Source organism: Escherichia sp. WS1451 (assembly GCF_046487365.1).
GTDB classification, from domain to species: Bacteria; Pseudomonadota; Gammaproteobacteria; order Enterobacterales; family Enterobacteriaceae; genus Escherichia; species Escherichia coli.
This window is the reverse complement of record NZ_JBJQJP010000002.1, coordinates 255,112-272,349: the sequence shown is the minus strand read 5'-3', so window position 1 is coordinate 272,349 and position 17,238 is coordinate 255,112. Positions and strand designations below refer to the sequence as shown.

The window sequence follows — 17,238 nt, the reverse complement described above, 5'->3', positions numbered from 1 at the left end:
GACGGTTACTCTCGTCTTAAACACCAGCAAACAGGAGGGTTATCGCTGAACCAACGTCGTTATCTGATTTACAGGAACGGCAGGCCACAGGCATCCCTGGAGAGCATGGAAATCAAAGGGGGTAATCTGTGCCATTATTTCTGGCGTATCAATGCCCCCCGCGATGATGCAATTGCAACATGGGGAAATTTGCGCCTGGATCGCACGAATAAACGGTTCGAAGGAGCGATGCGTGATTTGTTGCTGAATAAAACTTTTATCCAGCATGACGCGGGTGAAAAGACCATCAAAAACCGCTCTCATTGTGCTATTGCCTGCGCCCAAATTACCTAACACAAGGGGATACATTTGCGATAAGGACAAAAGATCGCGATTATCTTTTCCTTCATCGAGATGCGGGTAATTCTCATTAATCAACAGTTCAATAAACGGATATTTTAATAGTTCGCCCGCGTAATTATCCCTGTCTAATAATAAAGTAGCCACTTGTGGGGTTAAATTAAGCCAGGCAAAGAGTTTATGTTGAATAAAAAAGTGTTGGCATGATTTTAGCAATTCCAACTGCTCAGAAAATAATTGCCAATGTTGCTCCTCGGTAAGTTGCGCTATAACCCGACTCGTCGGTATACGAACCGTACCATCTTCACTGGAGAAATGGGTAATTAACTCAACACCGACAAGGTCTTGCTGGTTATCTCTTATCGGCAGGAAATAGCAATCAGAATGATAAAGATTCTCCAAAAAAATCTTCATGGTAACCGTCCCTCTCGAAGGATGTTTTTCAGTATCCGGCTAAAAGGGATGAGGCCATAAGACATAACAATTACAGAAGGAGTAACTTTCATTTGTTCCATGTTAACCACTTTTTCAGGGGTCCTTTTATTAGATTATCCTGATTATAAACGAATAATCCATTTACGGAATTTTTGTCTGTAAAATACTACTGTATTCAGGAGTAAATGGACGGAGATGTATCATCGCCGTCCATTTTTCGACATACTAGATTCGTCTCGCCTGCCAGAAATTTTTCTGCCAATAAACATTATCGAGTGAGGAACGCATCACTCCCTTGCTGGTAGAGGCGTGGATAAATTGGTTGTTGGTATCATAAATACCTACATGCAAACCATTTTGTCCGGAGCCCGTTTTGAAAAAGACCAGGTCACCAGGCAGCAACTCGTCTTTATCAATTTGCGTGCCGATAGAGGCTTGTTCTTTGGTTTCTCGGGGCAGCTGCAAATCGAAACGATCGCGCATCGTCACAACCACAAACCCCGAACAGTCCACACCGCGCCGCGTCATGCCACCATAACGATACGGCGTGCCATGCCAGCTCTGTAGCTGGTCGTTCAAACCGGCAATAACGGTAATCGAATCAGAAAGTCTGGCATTTGGCGGCGGTGCTTTATGGTGGCTACACCCGGCCAGAAACAGTGCTGTGATCAAAATAAGGCAGAAACGCATTCCGTACGGTTCCTCTGTTTTTTATTCTTGCATTAATTTAGCGTCGTAATTACCCGATTTTCAAGATACTAATGAAATCAGATGGTCGAAATCAGCATTCTGTGACCTTCGATATCCAGACGGCGAAAATTCATCCCATAGGCCTGCGCCAGATTTGGCGGCGTGAGCACCTCTTCCCTGCGTCCACTGGCCAGCATTTTTCCACCTTTTAGCAACCACGCCCGATGCGCATGACGCAATGTATGGTTGAGATCGTGACTGCTCATCACAATCGCCAGTCCTTGCTGACACAGCGCGCTCAGAATTTTGTCTAATGCACTTTGTTGCGCAACATCAAGACTGTTCATAGGCTCATCAAGAAGTAGTAATTGGCCTGCGGGATTGGCTTGTGGTGTGATTTGCAGCACCACCGCAGCAAGACGTACGCGTTGCCATTCGCCGCCGGAAAGTTGATTGGTGCTACGTCCGAGTTTGTCATCAAGAGCCAGCGCCCCTGCGACATCATTCAGTAGTTCGGTACGCGTTTTATCGTGCTGATGCAGTGTCAGGTAGTGCCAGACCGGCATTGCAAACGGCGGCGTCTGCTGTTGTGAAAGATAGGCGCGATGCAGCGCGAGTTTTGTTGCGGACCATGCTTCCAGTGGTTGCCCCGCGAACTGAATGCTTCCCTTACCGCTGGTCATTCCGGCCATTCGCGCCAGTAAGGTACTCTTACCCGCGCCGTTCGGCCCCACCAGGTGCAGGATCTCCCCAGCCCGAACCTCGCCAGAAAGCGGCCCCAGGCGGGTAGATTCCGCAACATCCTGTAACTGCATCACAATAGACATTATTTTGCCAACGCCAGTTTAATGCTTTCCATCACAATGGGATCTTCCGGCGTCATATCCGGGGAAAAACGCTGGATGACCAATCCGTCCCTGCCAACTAAAAATTTCTCAAAATTCCATAAAATATCATCAGGGTACAGCGGTGCACGACCTTTGCTGACCATACGGGCATAGAATCCGCTCTCTTCCGGCGCGACTGCGGTCGGCGCTGCGGCAATCAATTTTTGATACAGCGGATGGCGTCCTTCGCCATTAACTTCAATCTTACTGAACATCGGGAACGTCACCCCCCATGTGGTGGTACAGTAAGTTTTAATCTCTTCATCGCTGCCCGGTTCTTGTTCCAGAAACTGGTTGCACGGGAATCCCAGCACCACAAAACCACGATCAGCCCAGGCTTTCTGAATATTCTCCAACTGCTCATATTGCGGCGTTAAGCCACACTTTGAGGCGACATTGACAATCAACAGCACATTACCGGCGTACTTCTCCAGCGTGGTCACTTCACCGTCGATATCTTTCACTACGGTCGTCAGAATGGAATCTTGCATCGTTTCTCCTGGGTGTGGTCAGTAAAAATCTTAGCTTTTAATCATAGACCGTCTTTTTGCGGCTAACGTCCTGCTTTTAACAATAACCAGATAAACACCGGCGCACCCAACGTTGCGGTGACCACGCCAATAGGCAGCTCTGCGGCAGCTAATGCCAGGCGCGCTACAATATCGGCCAGCAGCAATGCGCTCGCCCCTGCCAGCGCGCAGCCGGGAAGTAATACGCGATGATCGGTTAAACCACACAGCCGGAGAATATGTGGGATCACCAGACCAATAAAGCCGATAGCACCCGCCAGCGCCACACTGACGCCAACCATCCAGCCGGTCGCTGCCACCAACACATTGCGCCAGAACCACAGGGGTAAACCCAGTTGCCGCGCCGAGATCTCGCCAAGTGCTAACATATTCATTGGCCTGGACTGACAACAGATCCACAACAACACGGGGATCAATGCCAGCATCAGCCAGCTTTGCCGCCAGTCTACGCCGCCAAAACCGCCCATCATCCAGTACATCAGCTGACGTAAATCAACAGAGGTGGAAAAGTAGATAGCCCACGTCATTAGTGCGCTACAGATAATCCCTAATGCAACGCCAGCCAGCAATAACCGACTGGTCGAAAGATGACGACGGGCGAAACGTAAGAGTATTAAAGTGATGATAAGCGCGCCAGCAATCGCACACAGCCCTAGCGCCCAGTTGGGGAGTTGCCCTTGCCCAAGCAATACCGCGGCGATAAGCCCCACGCCTGCGCCGTTAGAGACGCCAAGTAGTCCAGGTTCTGCCAGAGGATTTTCGAACAACGCCTGCATTACAGCGCCGGATATAGCCAGCGCCGCACCAACCAGCAATACAGCCAGCGTACGTGGCAGGCGAATTTGCCAGACGAACAGTTCGCCACGAGGAGTAAACCAGTCACCTGGCGAGATCCATTGTTCACCGGCGCAAAGGCTTAAGAGAAGCGCCAGCAGCATCAAAACTGACAGGCATAATAACCAGCGAATATTTTGTCGCTGTTGTTGGCGGGCAAGTGTCAGCATGGTATCCGTTCTGCTGAAGTGTCATGGCGTTGATTTTACGGTGACTCTTCGACAGTGAAAAGAAAAAAGGCCGCAGAGCGGCCTTTTTAGTTAGATCAGATTACTCGTCTTTGGGCGAAGCGTTTTCGACCCGGCTTTTTAACTTCTGCCCGGGTCTGAAGGTCACCACGCGCCGTGCTGTAATGGGAATATCCTCGCCCGTTTTCGGGTTACGTCCCGGGCGTTGATTCTTATCACGCAGATCGAAGTTACCAAAACCAGAGAGTTTCACCTGTTCGCCGTTTTCCAGAGCGCGACGGATCTCTTCGAAAAACAGTTCAACCAGTTCTTTGGCATCCCGCTTGCTAAGCCCAAGCTTATCAAACAGATATTCTGACATTTCAGCTTTTGTAAGCGCCATAGGTTCAATCCCTCAATGATGCCTGGAATCGCTCTTTTAATGCCTCTACACATTTGGCGACGGTAGCGGCAATCTCCTCTTCTTCGAGTGTACGGCTGGTATCTTGCAGGATCAGGCTTATGGCGAGGCTCTTATACCCCTCCGCAACACCCTTACCGCGGTACACGTCAAATAAGTTTACGCCAACTACCTGATTTACGCCAACTTTCTTACATTCGGATAAAATATCCGCTGCGGGAACGTTTTCTGCGACCACCACCGAGATGTCACGACGGTTCGCCGGGAAGCGAGAAATCTCGCGCGCCTGAGGCACCACGCGGTCTGCGAGCTTGTTCCACTCCAGTTCGAACACCAGAGTGCGACCGTTAAGATCCAGTTTACGTTCCAGTTCAGGATGAACAACCCCAACAAAACCAATACGTTCACCTTTCAGATAAATCGCTGCGGATTGCCCCGGATGCAGTGCCGGATTCGCTTCTGCACGGAACTCAACCTCATTCAGTTTACCGGTCAGGTCGAGAACGGATTCAAGATCGCCTTTCAAATCATAGAAATCAACGGTCTCTTTTGCCAGGTTCCAGTGCTCTTCGTAACGGTTACCGCAAATCACACCGGCTAACATCAGATCCTGACGAATGCCCAACGGTGCCTGAGTATCTGGTACGAAACGCAGACCGCTTTCGAAAATGCGCACACGGTTCTGCTGACGGTTCTGGTTGTACACCACGGTTGCCAGCAGGCCGGTCCACAGAGAAAGACGCATTGCTGACATTTCAACAGAGATCGGGCTTGGCAGCAGTAAGGCTTCAACGCCTGGATGGATCATCTGCTGCACTTTCGGATCAACGAAGCTGTAGGTGATCACTTCCTGATAGCCTTTGTCGTTGAGCAGCGTTTTCACGCGCTTGAGCGACAGGTCAGCTTCACGGTGAGTACCCATAATCAGGCTTGCCTGTACCGGCTCATCCGGAATGTTGTTGTAGCCGTAAACACGCGCGACTTCTTCGACCAGATCTTCTTCAATCTCCATGTCGAAACGCCAGCTCGGCGCAACTGCCTGCCACTCGTCTTTGCCTTCGGTCACTTCGCAGCCGAGACGACGCAGAATGTCAGTGACCTGCTCATCGGCAATATGATGGCCAATCAGGCGATCCAGTTTGCTGCGACGCAAAGTGATGGTTGCACGCTTCGGCAGCGTTGCTTCGTTGCTGATATCAATTACCGGACCAGCCTCACCACCGCAGATGTCGATCAGCAGACGGGTCGCACGTTCCATCGCTTTGTGCTGCAGTGCCGGATCAACGCCACGCTCATAACGGTGAGACGCATCAGTATGCAGGCCATGACGACGAGCACGACCGGTGATAGATAGCGGGCTGAAGAAAGCACATTCCAACAGGACGTTTTGCGTTTCTTCATTTACGCCAGAATGTTCGCCACCAAAGATGCCGCCCATCGCCAGCGCCTTGTTGTGGTCGGCGATGACCAGAGTGTCAGCATTCAGCTTCGCTTCAGTGCCATCAAGCAGCACCAGCGTTTCGCCCTCTTTCGCCATCCGCACCACAATGCCGCCTTCAATGCGATCTTTATCGAAAGCGTGCATCGGCTGGCCCAGTTCGAGCAGCACATAGTTGGTGACGTCAACAACTGCATCGATAGAACGGATCCCGCAACGACGCAGTTTTTCTTTCATCCACAGCGGAGTTGGCGCTTTAACGTTAATGCCTTTTACCACACGGCCAAGATAGCGCGGACAAGCTTCCGGCGCTTCTACTGCAATCGGCAGCGTGTCGTCGATGGTCGCACCAACCGGAACGATTTCCGGTTCAACCAGCGGCAGCTGGTTCAGCACGGCAACATCACGCGCCACGCCGATAATGCCTAAGCAATCGGCACGGTTTGGCGTTACGCTAATTTCGATGGTGTTGTCATCGAGTTTCAGGTATTCACGAATGTCGGTGCCAATTGGCGCATCCGCAGGCAGTTCGATAATACCGCTGTGATCGTCAGAAATTCCCAGCTCAGAGAAAGAGCACAGCATCCCTTCTGACGGTTCGCCACGCAGTTTCGCCGCTTTAATTTTGAAATCACCCGGCAGAACAGCACCAATGGTCGCTACCGCCACACGCAGGCCCTGACGGCAGTTTGGCGCACCGCAGACGATGTCCAGCAGGCGATCGCCGCCGACATTCACTTTTGTCACACGCAGTTTGTCAGCGTTCGGATGCTGCGCACACTCAACCACTTCACCAACGACCACGCCGTGGAAGCTACCGGCAACCGGTTCTACACCGTCAACTTCCAGGCCCGCCATAGTGATTTGATTTGCCAGCGCATCGCTATCAATCGCCGGGTTCACCCATTCGCGTAACCACAGTTCACTGAATTTCATAATCTATTCCTGCCTTATTTAAACTGTTTGAGGAAACGCAGATCGTTTTCGAAGAATGAACGCAGGTCGGTGACGCCGTAACGCAACATGGTCAGACGCTCCATCCCCATCCCGAAGGCGAAACCAGAGTAAACTTCCGGGTCGATGCCAACATTACGCAGCACGTTCGGATGCACCATCCCGCAGCCCAGTACTTCCAGCCATTTACCGTTTTTACCCATGACGTCCACTTCTGCAGAAGGTTCGGTAAACGGGAAGTAGGAAGGACGGAAGCGAATCTGCAAATCTTCCTCAAAGAAATTACGCAGGAAGTCGTGCAGCGTGCCTTTCAGGTTGGTAAAGCTGATGTTGGTATCAACAATCAGACCTTCCATCTGATGGAACATCGGCGTGTGAGTCTGGTCGTAGTCGTTACGATAAACGCGGCCAGGCGCGATGATACGAATCGGTGGCTGCTGAGCTTTCATGGTGCGGATCTGTACGCCAGAGGTCTGGGTACGCAGCAGGCGGGTAGCGTCAAACCAGAAAGTGTCGTGGTCAGCGCGCGCCGGGTGGTGACCAGGAATGTTCAGAGCATCGAAGTTATGATAATCGTCTTCGATTTCCGGCCCGGTTGCCACGGTAAAGCCAAGCTCACCGAAGAAACTTTCGATACGGTCGATGGTACGAGTCACCGGATGCAGACCGCCGTTTTCAATGCGACGCCCCGGCAGGGAGACATCAATCGTTTCCGCCGCCAGACGCGCATTCAGTGCTGCGCTTTCCAGTTCCGCTTTACGCGCATTCAGCGCCTGCTGAACCTGCTCTTTCGCTTCATTGATAACCGCACCAGCTGCCGGACGCTCTTCTGGCGGCAGCTCACGCAGGGTCGTCATCTGAAGGGTTAAGTGCCCTTTTTTACCCAAATATTCGACGCGCACATTGTCTAACGCGGCAACATCTGACGCCTGGCTAATGGCCGCCTTTGCACTGGCAACCAGTTCTGCGAGATGTGACATGGTTTTCCTCATTGTGTCAGTGGTGACACTGGTTCGTTGGACTTAATTTTTTCAAAACGCGCATACAAAAAAAGCCTCCACTGGGAGGCTTTCAGGCGCTGTTTTCCGTTTCTCTTCTCACGCGCTAGCCTCCTGGAGTCAGGTGCTAAAGTAAAAAAAGAAGCGGAAAATAGCAGCATTCATTGCTTGCGTTACCTTTTGGTACTTTTCAAAAGACCTTTATTGAAAAGGCTACGGCGATAAAAGTCAATGTTTTGATGGCGTTGAAACGAAAAGAGGGAGACTAGCTCCCTCTTTCAACTGGCTTATGCCAGAGCTGCTTTCGCTTTTTCAACCAGAGCGGTGAACGCTACTTTGTCGAATACTGCGATATCAGCCAGGATCTTACGGTCGATTTCAACAGAGGCTTTTTTCAGGCCATTGATGAATTTGCTGTAAGAAATACCGTTCTGACGTGCTGCTGCGTTGATACGCGCAATCCACAGTTGACGGAACTGACGCTTACGTTGACGACGGTCACGGTAAGCATACTGACCAGCTTTGATAACAGCCTGGAAGGCAACGCGGTATACGCGAGAACGCGCACCGTAGTAGCCTTTAGCTTGTTTCAAAATTTTCTTGTGACGTGCGCGTGCAATAACACCACGTTTTACGCGAGCCATATGTGCTCTCCTGTATCTATATTCTAATTAAAAAGTTAAAAAACGTTAACGGCTTATGCGTACGGCAGGCACGCGATTACCAGGCCCAGATCGCCTTTGGAAACCATGGCTTTCGGACGCAGGTGACGTTTACGTTTGGTCGCTTTTTTGGTCAGAATGTGACGCAGGTTAGCGTGCTTGTGCTTAAAACCACCTTTACCGGTTTTTTTGAAGCGCTTAGCAGCACCGCGTACGGTCTTAATTTTTGGCATTTTAATAACTTCCACTTCGCATTGTTAATAAACGAAACAAAGGCGAACAAAGCCTGTGAAGCCCGAAGGCTCCACAGACAGTGCTACTTGAAGGCCTTACTGTTTCTTCTTAGGAGCGAGCACCATGATCATCTGGCGGCCTTCGATCTTCGTTGGGAAGGATTCGACCACTGCCAGTTCTTGCAAATCGTCTTTCACGCGATTAAGCACTTCCATACCGATTTGCTGGTGCGCCATCTCACGACCGCGGAAACGCAGCGTGATTTTGGCTTTATCACCCTCTTCGAGAAAGCGAATCAGGCTGCGGAGTTTTACCTGATAGTCGCCTTCATCTGTACCAGGACGGAATTTAATTTCCTTAACCTGGATAACTTTTTGCTTTTTCTTCTGTTCCTTAGAAGACTTGCTCTTTTCATAGAGGAATTTGCCGTAATCCATTATACGACAAACCGGCGGCTCGGCGTTAGGGCTGATCTCGACTAAGTCTACTCCGGCTTCTTCTGCTTTCTCCAGAGCTTCTCTCAGACTCACAATACCAAGCTGCTCGCCTTCCAGACCTGTTAAGCGAACTTCCTGGGCGCGAATTTCGCCATTGATACGGTTAGGGCGCGCCGTTTGAACTCGTTTTCCGCCTTTAATACCTTATTCCTCCAATTGTTTAAGACTGCGGCTGCGAATCTCTTGTTGCAGCTTCTCGATCACTTCATTTACGTCCATGCTTCCCAGGTCTTTACCACGGCGGGTGCGAACGGCAACTTTGCCTGATTCCACCTCTTTATCACCACAGACCAGCATATACGGGACGCGACGCAAAGTGTGCTCGCGGATTTTAAAGCCAATCTTCTCATTTCTCAAGTCTGCTTTAACACGAATGCCCGCATTTGATAGTTTTTGCGTCAATTCGTTAACGTATTCAGACTGCGAATCGGTAATATTCATGATAACAACCTGAACCGGCGCAAGCCAGGTCGGGAAGAAACCAGCGAATTCTTCGGTCAGGATACCGATGAAACGTTCCATCGACCCCAGAATTGCGCGGTGAATCATTACCGGTACCTTACGCTCGTTGTCTTCGCCCACATAGGAGGCGCTCAGACGAGACGGCAAGGAGAAGTCCAGCTGTACTGTACCGCACTGCCATGCACGATCGAGGCAGTCATACAGGGTAAATTCAATTTTCGGACCGTAGAAAGCGCCTTCACCCAGTTGATATTCAAACGGGATGTTGTTTTCTTCCAGCGCAACCGCCAGGTCCGCCTCAGCACGATCCCACATTTCGTCGCTGCCAATACGTTTTTCAGGACGAGTGGAGAGTTTGACGACGATCTTCTCGAAGCCAAAAGTGCTGTACATATCATAGACTAAACGGATACATCCGTTAACTTCATCGCGAATTTGTTCTTCAGTACAGAAGATATGCGCGTCATCCTGGGTAAATCCACGTACGCGCATCAGGCCATGCAGCGAACCTGACGGCTCGTTACGGTGGCAGCTACCAAACTCGGCCATACGCAGCGGCAAATCGCGATACGACTTCAGCCCCTGGTTGAAAATTTGTACGTGACCCGGGCAGTTCATCGGCTTAATGCAGTATTCACGGTTCTCAGAAGACGTGGTGAACATTGCATCTTTGTAGTTGTCCCAGTGACCGGTTTTTTCCCACAGGACACGGTCCATCATGAACGGACCTTTAACTTCCTGATACTGGTACTCTTTCAGTTTAGAACGAACAAACACTTCCAGTTCACGGAAGATGGTCCAGCCATCGTTGTGCCAGAATACCATACCCGGTGCTTCTTCCTGCATATGGTACAGGTCGAGCTGTTTACCGATTTTACGGTGGTCGCGTTTCGCGGCTTCTTCCAGGCGCTGCAGGTAAGCGTTAAGCGCTTTTTTGTCTGCCCACGCCGTACCGTAAATACGTTGCAACATTTTGTTGTTGCTGTCGCCACGCCAGTAAGCCCCTGCCGTTTTCATTAGTTTGAAATGATGGCAGAAACGCATGTTCGGTACGTGCGGACCACGGCACATATCGACATATTCTTCATGGAAGTACAGACCTGGCTTGTCATCATGGGCGATGTTTTCGTCAAGAATGGAGACTTTGTAGCTCTCCCCACGGTTGGCGAAAGTTTCACGCGCTTCGTGCCAGCTGACTTTCTTCTTAATGACGTCGTAGTTTTTCTCAGCAAGCTCATGCATCCGCTTCTCGAGTGCTTCGACATCTTCCTGGGTTAACGTGCGGTCAAGATCAACGTCGTAATAAAAACCGTTGTCAATAACCGGGCCGATTGCCATTTTGGTATGCGGCCAAAGTTGTTTAATCGCGTGCCCTAACAGGTGCGCACAGGAGTGACGAATGATCTCCAGACCTTCTTCGTCTTTGGCGGTAATGATCGACAGTTGTGCGTCGTTTTCAATCAGATCGCAAGCATCAACCAGTTCGCCATTAACGCGCCCTGCGATACAGGCTTTCGCCAGACCTGGACCAATGTCCAGCGCAACATCCATGGGGCTTACAGCGTGGTCGTAATGGCGTTGGCTGCCATCAGGAAGAGTTATAACAGGCATTTTATATCCTTATTTGCAGTGGTGACCCACACGAAAGATCACATACAAAGAAAAATTTGTTTATTAACAGTTCATTGCGAAACCATCTAGCCAACAAATGCTAAATTGGTTCGCAATCAGGTACACAAATGAAAGACATTAACCTCTCACCTTCCACCCGGTTGAACGATGTTAACACTAAAAAAAGGGAGATTGTACCTTTCCGTTTCACATTGATTCGATTCGCAATTCGTTTGTAGTGAGTACACCAGCAAAACGCTTAAAGAACCACTGATAACATCACGGAGCGTCTGAAAAGTTTACTGCGAGCGGATTTGCAGCAGCATAAACTGAATCCAGCAAAGTTCGTTGCGTGATTTGGCGGTACTATTTAAACGATCATAAGATTAATGACGAAGTGGTCATATCACAATGATAAAAGTGACACAATTCTTATAGCAATTTTTCGTGCACATTTCGTTCTGGCGATAATAATTAATCATCATCCTCAAAACCTCCAGACATATATAAGGCAAAAAGATTATGAGTCAAAACGACATTATTATCAGAACTCATTATAAGTCTCCTCATAGAATGCACATCGATAGCGACATACCAACGCCTTCATCAGAGCCTATTAATCAATTTGCGCGCCAACTCATCACCCTACTTGATACCTCTGACTTAAGTTCGATGCTGTCATACTGTGTTACTCAGGAATTTACCGCAAACTGTCGAAAAATATCACAAAATTGTTATTCCACTGCCCTTTTTACCATTAACTTTGCCACTTCACCCATCCATGCAGAAAATATACTCATTACATTACACTATAAAAAAGAAATCATTTCCTTATTACTGGAAACCACGCCTATTAAAGCTAACCATTTGCGAAGCATACTGGATTATATTGAACAGGAACAGTTAACTGCCGAAAATCGTAACCATTGTATGAAACTGTCTAAAAAAATCCATAGAGAAAAAACTATACAACCAACAGTAAATCTCAATGGTAGTGCATTTTTTTCGCAATCTCCTTCTGACGCTATTTTTTGTCGCCATCTGTCATTGCAATACGCACTTGATTCACTGAGAAATGGAAAAGGCAAAGTCAATCTGATTAAACATTACTCCTCCGTTGAATCCATACAGCAGCATGTTCCCTTAGTCCGGGACGCGGAGTTCAGATCATTACTTCGCCATCCTCCTGCAGGGAGTCGCGTTATCGCGAGTAAAGATTTTGGCTCCGCTTTAGATATTTTCTTCTGTCGAATGATGGCAAACAATGTCAGTCATATGTCCGCGATTTTATATATAGACAATCATACTTTGTCAGTAAGGCTACGAATAAAGCAGTCGGCGTATGGGCAATTAAATTATGTTGTGTCCGTTTACGACCCGAACGATACCAACGTTGCCGTCAGAGGCACCCACAGGACAGCACGGGGCTTTCTCTCGCTCGATAAATTCATCAGTTCAGGTCCCGATGCTCAGACCTGGGCTGATATGTATGTTCGCAACTGTGCAATTGCTTTTCTGCCCCTATTACCTGAGGGAGTTCCAGGGGCTATTTTCGCGGGTATTGCATCACGAATGCCATTTGCTCCTATACATCCATCGGCAATGTTGTTAATAATGGCCACAGGCCAGACTCAACAGCTTATTACATTATTTAAACAGTTACCCATACTCCCTGAAAAAGAAATCATTGAAATAATAACTGCGCAGAATAGCGTTGGTACACCTGCATTATTTTTGGCTATGATGAACGGACATACTGACAACGTGAAAATATTTATGCAAGAAATTCAGTCACTGGTAGATAATCATATCATTCATGAAGATAATCTGGTTAAATTACTGCAAACTAAAAGTGCTAACGAAACACCTGGACTCTATATCTCCATGTTGTATGGATTCGATGAAATAATCGATATCTTTCTGAATGCATTAACCACTCCAATAACACAAGAGCTTTTAAGCAAAAAAATGGTGATGGATATTTTAGCAATGAAAACACGTGATGGTGAACCAGGATTATATGCCGCAATGGAAAATAATCACCCTTTGTGTGTCACACGGTTCCTCTCTAAAGTTTATGGAATCGCTGTTAAATATAACCTCAGCAAAATTAACATCATGGATTTATTAAAAGGCGCAACAGCACATGGAACCCCTGCTTTATACATCGCCATGAGCAAGGGTAATAAAGACGTCGTGTTATCTTATATATCAACGCTGGGTACTTTTGCAAAAAAATATTCTTTTAGTCAATGTCAGTTATTCACATTGTTAGCCGCTAAAAATCATGACAACATGTCAGCTGTTCATATAGCCATTCATCATAATCATTATAAAACTGTAGAAACATATTATGCTGCTATAAACGTAATCAGCCAAAGCCTGAGTTTTAGTGCTGATGAACTAAAGACGTATTTATAACCAAATATTTATATATCGATACATAATTTTATTTTTTTCATAAACCGCAAAAACAGTGATCAGGTGTACAACGCCACCCGACGGCTGTAATAACAAAAAATCCCTTGATGCCTGTCCCTTTTGTTACACTCCGTTATCACGCACAAGAGATATGCAGGACACTGGTATGCCGACTAAACGCTTTGATAAAAAACACTGGAAGATGGTGGTGGTGCTACTGGCAATCTGTGGCGCTATGTTGTTGCTACGTTGGGCAGCAATGATTTGGGGCTGAGCAGTGACAAACGAAGACAGCCAGACCGCATAACACGGTCCGGCAGATAATTTTACATGCTGTAGCCCAGCGATAAGGTTGTCCGACGATCGGTATGTTCCGGTGCAGACTCTGGAGGTTCAGAGTTCCATGTGACGTTGTAAGCCACCTTCAGTCCAAAATGTTCATTAATAGCAACATTTAATGCGCTTTCAGAGTTCAGCGTTGTGTCTTCCGCGCCAAAGACGGAAACACCCTGCGTAAATTTAGCGTTGTCAGTCAACTGCCATGCATAAGCCCCGGAGGCATAACCCAGCGGCTGGGTTTCACTGGCATTGTCGGTATATTTGTCGTAACGCACACCTGGACCGAATTCAAAGCGGAAACTGTGTACCGGGCCATTCAAAAACTGGCGACCATAACCCGCGGTCAACACATCGCGCTCTCGATAGCCGTTATAACGGTCTGTCAGCCAGCTTGCCTGCCCAAATAAATAGTCATAATCAGTTAAATTAAAACGGCTACGCCCGCCCGCCGCATATTTTTCTGAAGAACGCTCATCATTAGAAGAAGTATTACTGGCGTTCCCCCACAGCGACCAGGCAGTGGTTTGTCCATACCAGGTCATGGTGGTGTCAGCCGTAAGTGAGGAGCTTTTCGTATTGCCTGATTGTGCAAGATATCCTGCGTTCAGATTACCTTCGAAAGGTTTTTTAGCGCTGGCAGGATCGTCCATGACAGTAAAAACGGAATCATCGGCAGCTGCATTCAATGACGCAAACATGCCCCCCGCCAACATAACGATGGCAGGAACTGTCTTCAAAAGCTTCATTTATCAAGAGTCCGTACAACAAAAAAAGAGACCATCGCGGTCCCGGAAACTTTCTTAAGGATCAAAGATTAGCGTCCCTGGAAAGGTAACGAATTATAAAAAGGCTTGAATAACTTAGCAATGTATTCTTATTTCATTTTTTGAATAAGCATGTGAAGAAAACAGATTTTTATTTATATATATTTATCTGCAAAATTTTAAATAAAGCTCCAATAAATCATATTGTTAATTTCTTCACTTTCCGCTGATTCGGTGCCAGACTGAAATCAGCCTATAGGAGGAAATGATGGTACGTATCTATACGTTGACACTTGCGCCCTCTCTCGATAGCGCAACAATTACCCCGCAAATTTATCCCGAAGGAAAGCTGCGCTGTACCGCACCGGTATTCGAACCCGGAGGCGGCGGCATCAACGTCGCCCGCGCCATTGCCCATCTTGGAGGCAGTGCCACAGCGATCTTCCCGGCGGGTGGTGCGACCGGCGAACATCTGGTTTCACTGTTGGCAGATGAAAATGTCCCCGTCGCTACTGTAGAAGCCAAAGACTGGACCCGGCAGAATTTACACGTACATGTGGAAGCAAGCGGTGAGCAGTATCGTTTTGTCATGCCAGGCGCGGCATTAAGTGAAGATGAGTTTCGCCAGCTTGAAGAGCAAGTTCTGGAAATTGAATCCGGTGCTATCCTGGTCATAAGCGGAAGCCTGCCGCCAGGTGTGAAGCTGGAAAAATTAACCCAACTGATTTCCGCTGCGCAAAAACAAGGGATTCGCTGCATCGTCGACAGTTCTGGCGAAGCGTTAAGTGCAGCACTGGCGATTGGTAATATCGAGTTGGTTAAGCCTAACCAAAAAGAACTCAGTGCGCTGGTGAATCGCGAACTCACCCAGCCAGACGATGTCCGCAAAGCCGCGCAGGAAATCGTTAATAGCGGCAAGGCCAAACGAGTTGTCGTTTCCCTGGGTCCACAAGGGGCGTTGGGCGTTGATAGTGAAAACTGCATTCAGGTTGTGCCACCACCGGTGAAAAGCCAGAGCACCGTTGGCGCTGGTGACAGCATGGTCGGCGCGATGACACTGAAACTGGCAGAAAATGCCTCTCTTGAAGAGATGGTCCGTTTTGGCGTAGCTGCGGGGAGTGCAGCCACACTCAATCAGGGAACACGCCTGTGCTCCCATGACGATACACAAAAAATTTACGCTTACCTTTCCCGCTAACTGAAACATTCCCCCTGCATTGGGGGAATCACCACCAACCTGTCGGCAACGCGTTTCTCCGACTATGCTCAAAAGTCATGTGATAACAAAGGGGTGAACTATGGCCAGTGGCGATCTTGTCCGTTATGTCATAACCGTCATGTTGCACGAAGATACATTGACTGAAATTAACGAGTTGAATAATTACCTGACTCGCGACGGTTTTTTGCTCACCATGACGGATGATGATGGAAATATCCATGAGCTGGGGACTAACACTTTTGGACTTATCAGTACCCAAAGTGAAGAAGAAATTAGAGAACTGGTTTCGGGGCTTACCCAAAGTGCAACCGGCAAAGATCCTGAAATCACCATCACGACCTGGGAGGAATGGAATAGCAACAGAAAATAAATGGTTTTTGGGCAATAATCAGTCTGTGGTGTGCGTTAGCTCGTGTTTTTACACCGCATTCTTGCGCTAACCTTATGATCTGGCAGACAACATGGGAGAGACATCATGTGGCAGGCAATCAGTCGTCTTTTGAGCGAGCAGTTAGGTGAAGGCGAAATCGAACTGCGTAATGAACTGCCTGGCGGAGAAGTCCATGCCGCATGGCATTTGCGCTATGCAGGACGTGACTTTTTCGTCAAATGTGATGAAAGGGAACTGCTTCCCGGTTTTACCGCCGAAGCCGACCAACTGGAGTTACTGTCGCGTAGTAAAACCGTCACCGTGCCTAAGGTTTGGGCAGTTGGCGCTGACCGTGACTACAGTTTTCTGGTGATGGACTATCTCCCACCTCGCCCGCTGGATGCGCATAGCGCATTTATTCTTGGTCAGCAAATTGCGCGTTTACATCAATGGAGCGACCAACCGCAATTTGGCCTCGATTTCGATAACGCGCTCTCCACAACTCCCCAGCCCAACACCTGGCAACGTCGCTGGTCAACGTTTTTTGCTGAACAACGGATTGGCTGGCAGCTGGAACTGGCGGCAGAAAAAGGGATCGCTTTCGGCAATATCGATGCCATCGTCGAGCATATTCAGCAGCGTCTGGCCTCGCATCAACCGCAGCCTTCTCTGTTGCACGGCGATTTATGGTCCGGCAACTGTGCGCTGGGTCCGGATGGCCCGTACATTTTCGACCCGGCCTGCTACTGGGGTGACCGAGAGTGCGACCTGGCGATGTTACCGCTGCATACTGAACAGCCGCCACAAATCTATGACGGCTATCAGTCAGTATCCCCGCTACCTGCCGATTTCCTTGAACGTCAACCGGTTTACCAACTCTACACGCTGTTAAATCGTGCAAGGTTATTTGGCGGTCAGCATTTGGTTATTGCTCAGCAGTCACTGGATAGATTATTAGCAGCATAA

General features: G+C 48.5%; 19 protein-coding genes and 1 other annotated feature. Of the genes, 5 read left to right on the top strand and 14 right to left on the bottom strand.

The features are described from left to right. Positions 1-39 precede the first annotated feature (39 nt). From ydiV to thrS, 13 genes are all read right to left on the bottom strand, one after another. On the bottom strand, positions 40-753 hold the full coding sequence (gene ydiV / locus ACJHX7_RS04195) for an anti-FlhDC factor (protein ID WP_001330300.1): 714 nt from the start codon (positions 751-753) through the stop codon (positions 40-42). 246 nt (positions 754-999) lie between these two features. Further along, a complete protein-coding gene (locus ACJHX7_RS04190; RefSeq protein WP_001209780.1) occupies positions 1,000-1,464 on the bottom strand; it encodes an NlpC/P60 family protein in 465 nt (154 codons plus the stop codon). Between the two features lie 77 nt (positions 1,465-1,541). Continuing rightward, positions 1,542-2,291 carry a vitamin B12 ABC transporter ATP-binding protein BtuD gene (gene btuD / locus ACJHX7_RS04185; protein WP_000029466.1) on the bottom strand — a complete coding sequence of 250 codons (750 nt, stop codon included), beginning with the start codon at positions 2,289-2,291 and terminating at the stop codon, positions 1,542-1,544. Continuing rightward, complete coding sequence (btuE, locus tag ACJHX7_RS04180; protein WP_001154187.1) at positions 2,291-2,842, bottom strand: bifunctional thioredoxin/glutathione peroxidase; 552 nt, start codon at positions 2,840-2,842, stop codon at positions 2,291-2,293. The genes btuD and btuE overlap by 1 nt, the downstream gene beginning before the upstream one ends. A 62-nt stretch (positions 2,843-2,904) precedes the next feature. Further along, positions 2,905-3,885: a vitamin B12 ABC transporter permease BtuC gene (btuC, locus tag ACJHX7_RS04175; RefSeq protein WP_000956528.1), complete on the bottom strand. Its 981-nt coding sequence runs from the start codon at positions 3,883-3,885 to the stop codon at positions 2,905-2,907. A 100-nt stretch (positions 3,886-3,985) separates the two neighbouring features. After that, positions 3,986-4,285 (bottom strand): integration host factor subunit alpha, encoded by a 300-nt coding sequence (gene ihfA / locus ACJHX7_RS04170; protein WP_001229265.1) that lies wholly within the window; start codon positions 4,283-4,285, stop codon positions 3,986-3,988. A gap of 4 nt (positions 4,286-4,289) precedes the next feature. Next, positions 4,290-6,677, bottom strand: a complete 2,388-nt coding sequence (gene pheT, locus ACJHX7_RS04165; RefSeq protein ID WP_094029638.1) for a phenylalanine--tRNA ligase subunit beta — start codon at positions 6,675-6,677, stop codon at positions 4,290-4,292. 14 nt (positions 6,678-6,691) lie between these two features. Beyond that, on the bottom strand, positions 6,692-7,675 hold the full coding sequence (gene pheS / locus ACJHX7_RS04160) for a phenylalanine--tRNA ligase subunit alpha (RefSeq protein ID WP_000018588.1): 984 nt from the start codon (positions 7,673-7,675) through the stop codon (positions 6,692-6,694). Between the two features lie 64 nt (positions 7,676-7,739). Beyond that, positions 7,740-7,864, bottom strand: a sequence feature (Phe leader region). Continuing rightward, positions 7,814-7,858: a pheST operon leader peptide PheM gene (gene pheM / locus ACJHX7_RS04155; protein ID WP_001386830.1), complete on the bottom strand. Its 45-nt coding sequence runs from the start codon at positions 7,856-7,858 to the stop codon at positions 7,814-7,816. Its footprint overlaps the feature before it by 45 nt. A 116-nt stretch (positions 7,865-7,980) precedes the next feature. Then, positions 7,981-8,337, bottom strand: coding sequence for a 50S ribosomal protein L20 (rplT, locus tag ACJHX7_RS04150; protein WP_000124850.1), 357 nt, complete (start codon positions 8,335-8,337; stop codon positions 7,981-7,983). A 53-nt stretch (positions 8,338-8,390) separates the two neighbouring features. Next, complete coding sequence (rpmI, locus tag ACJHX7_RS04145) at positions 8,391-8,588, bottom strand: 50S ribosomal protein L35 (RefSeq protein WP_001124225.1); 198 nt, start codon at positions 8,586-8,588, stop codon at positions 8,391-8,393. 96 nt (positions 8,589-8,684) lie between these two features. Then, positions 8,685-9,227 carry a translation initiation factor IF-3 gene (infC, locus tag ACJHX7_RS04140; protein WP_001700733.1) on the bottom strand — a complete coding sequence of 181 codons (543 nt, stop codon included), beginning with the start codon at positions 9,225-9,227 and terminating at the stop codon, positions 8,685-8,687. Positions 9,228-9,230: 3 nt separating this feature from the next. After that, complete coding sequence (gene thrS / locus ACJHX7_RS04135; RefSeq protein WP_001144202.1) at positions 9,231-11,159, bottom strand: threonine--tRNA ligase; 1,929 nt, start codon at positions 11,157-11,159, stop codon at positions 9,231-9,233. 522 nt (positions 11,160-11,681) lie between these two features. On the opposite strand from thrS, the gene espL1 reads away from it, so the two are divergent. Then, complete coding sequence (espL1, locus tag ACJHX7_RS04130) at positions 11,682-13,580, top strand: type III secretion system effector EspL1 (protein WP_094029637.1); 1,899 nt, start codon at positions 11,682-11,684, stop codon at positions 13,578-13,580. A gap of 166 nt (positions 13,581-13,746) precedes the next feature. After that, positions 13,747-13,854 carry a small membrane protein YniD gene (yniD, locus tag ACJHX7_RS04125; protein ID WP_001142445.1) on the top strand — a complete coding sequence of 36 codons (108 nt, stop codon included), beginning with the start codon at positions 13,747-13,749 and terminating at the stop codon, positions 13,852-13,854. Positions 13,855-13,906: 52 nt separating this feature from the next. On the opposite strand, the gene ACJHX7_RS04120 is transcribed toward yniD, so the two are convergent. Next, positions 13,907-14,665 carry a YdiY family protein gene (locus ACJHX7_RS04120; protein ID WP_000771396.1) on the bottom strand — a complete coding sequence of 253 codons (759 nt, stop codon included), beginning with the start codon at positions 14,663-14,665 and terminating at the stop codon, positions 13,907-13,909. A 286-nt stretch (positions 14,666-14,951) separates the two neighbouring features. Here ACJHX7_RS04120 and pfkB point away from each other — a divergent pair, with 286 nt between their 5' ends. The 3 genes from pfkB (at position 14,952) to ACJHX7_RS04105 (ending at position 17,238) form a co-directional block, all read left to right on the top strand. Next, positions 14,952-15,881 (top strand): 6-phosphofructokinase II, encoded by a 930-nt coding sequence (pfkB, locus tag ACJHX7_RS04115; protein WP_000251740.1) that lies wholly within the window; start codon positions 14,952-14,954, stop codon positions 15,879-15,881. 100 nt (positions 15,882-15,981) lie between these two features. Continuing rightward, a complete protein-coding gene (gene ghoS / locus ACJHX7_RS04110) occupies positions 15,982-16,272 on the top strand; it encodes a type V toxin-antitoxin system endoribonuclease antitoxin GhoS (protein ID WP_000146149.1) in 291 nt (96 codons plus the stop codon). Positions 16,273-16,377: 105 nt separating this feature from the next. Beyond that, complete coding sequence (locus ACJHX7_RS04105; RefSeq protein ID WP_000267670.1) at positions 16,378-17,238, top strand: fructosamine kinase family protein; 861 nt, start codon at positions 16,378-16,380, stop codon at positions 17,236-17,238.

Coding starts and splice junctions, on each gene's coding strand:
- btuE (WP_001154187.1), bottom strand. CDS start 2,842: ATGCAAGATTCCATTCTGACGACCGTAGTGAAAGATATCGACGGTGAA.
- ghoS (WP_000146149.1), top strand. CDS start 15,982: ATGGCCAGTGGCGATCTTGTCCGTTATGTCATAACCGTCATGTTGCAC.
- pfkB (WP_000251740.1), top strand. CDS start 14,952: ATGGTACGTATCTATACGTTGACACTTGCGCCCTCTCTCGATAGCGCA.
- ACJHX7_RS04120 (WP_000771396.1), bottom strand. CDS start 14,665: ATGAAGCTTTTGAAGACAGTTCCTGCCATCGTTATGTTGGCGGGGGGC.
- btuC (WP_000956528.1), bottom strand. CDS start 3,885: ATGCTGACACTTGCCCGCCAACAACAGCGACAAAATATTCGCTGGTTA.
- pheS (WP_000018588.1), bottom strand. CDS start 7,675: ATGTCACATCTCGCAGAACTGGTTGCCAGTGCAAAGGCGGCCATTAGC.
- ydiV (WP_001330300.1), bottom strand. CDS start 753: ATGAAGATTTTTTTGGAGAATCTTTATCATTCTGATTGCTATTTCCTG.
- ACJHX7_RS04190 (WP_001209780.1), bottom strand. CDS start 1,464: ATGCGTTTCTGCCTTATTTTGATCACAGCACTGTTTCTGGCCGGGTGT.
- rplT (WP_000124850.1), bottom strand. CDS start 8,337: ATGGCTCGCGTAAAACGTGGTGTTATTGCACGCGCACGTCACAAGAAA.
- btuD (WP_000029466.1), bottom strand. CDS start 2,291: ATGTCTATTGTGATGCAGTTACAGGATGTTGCGGAATCTACCCGCCTG.
- ihfA (WP_001229265.1), bottom strand. CDS start 4,285: ATGGCGCTTACAAAAGCTGAAATGTCAGAATATCTGTTTGATAAGCTT.
- pheT (WP_094029638.1), bottom strand. CDS start 6,677: ATGAAATTCAGTGAACTGTGGTTACGCGAATGGGTGAACCCGGCGATT.
- yniD (WP_001142445.1), top strand. CDS start 13,747: ATGCCGACTAAACGCTTTGATAAAAAACACTGGAAGATGGTGGTGGTG.
- espL1 (WP_094029637.1), top strand. CDS start 11,682: ATGAGTCAAAACGACATTATTATCAGAACTCATTATAAGTCTCCTCAT.
- thrS (WP_001144202.1), bottom strand. CDS start 11,159: ATGCCTGTTATAACTCTTCCTGATGGCAGCCAACGCCATTACGACCAC.
- ACJHX7_RS04105 (WP_000267670.1), top strand. CDS start 16,378: ATGTGGCAGGCAATCAGTCGTCTTTTGAGCGAGCAGTTAGGTGAAGGC.
- rpmI (WP_001124225.1), bottom strand. CDS start 8,588: ATGCCAAAAATTAAGACCGTACGCGGTGCTGCTAAGCGCTTCAAAAAA.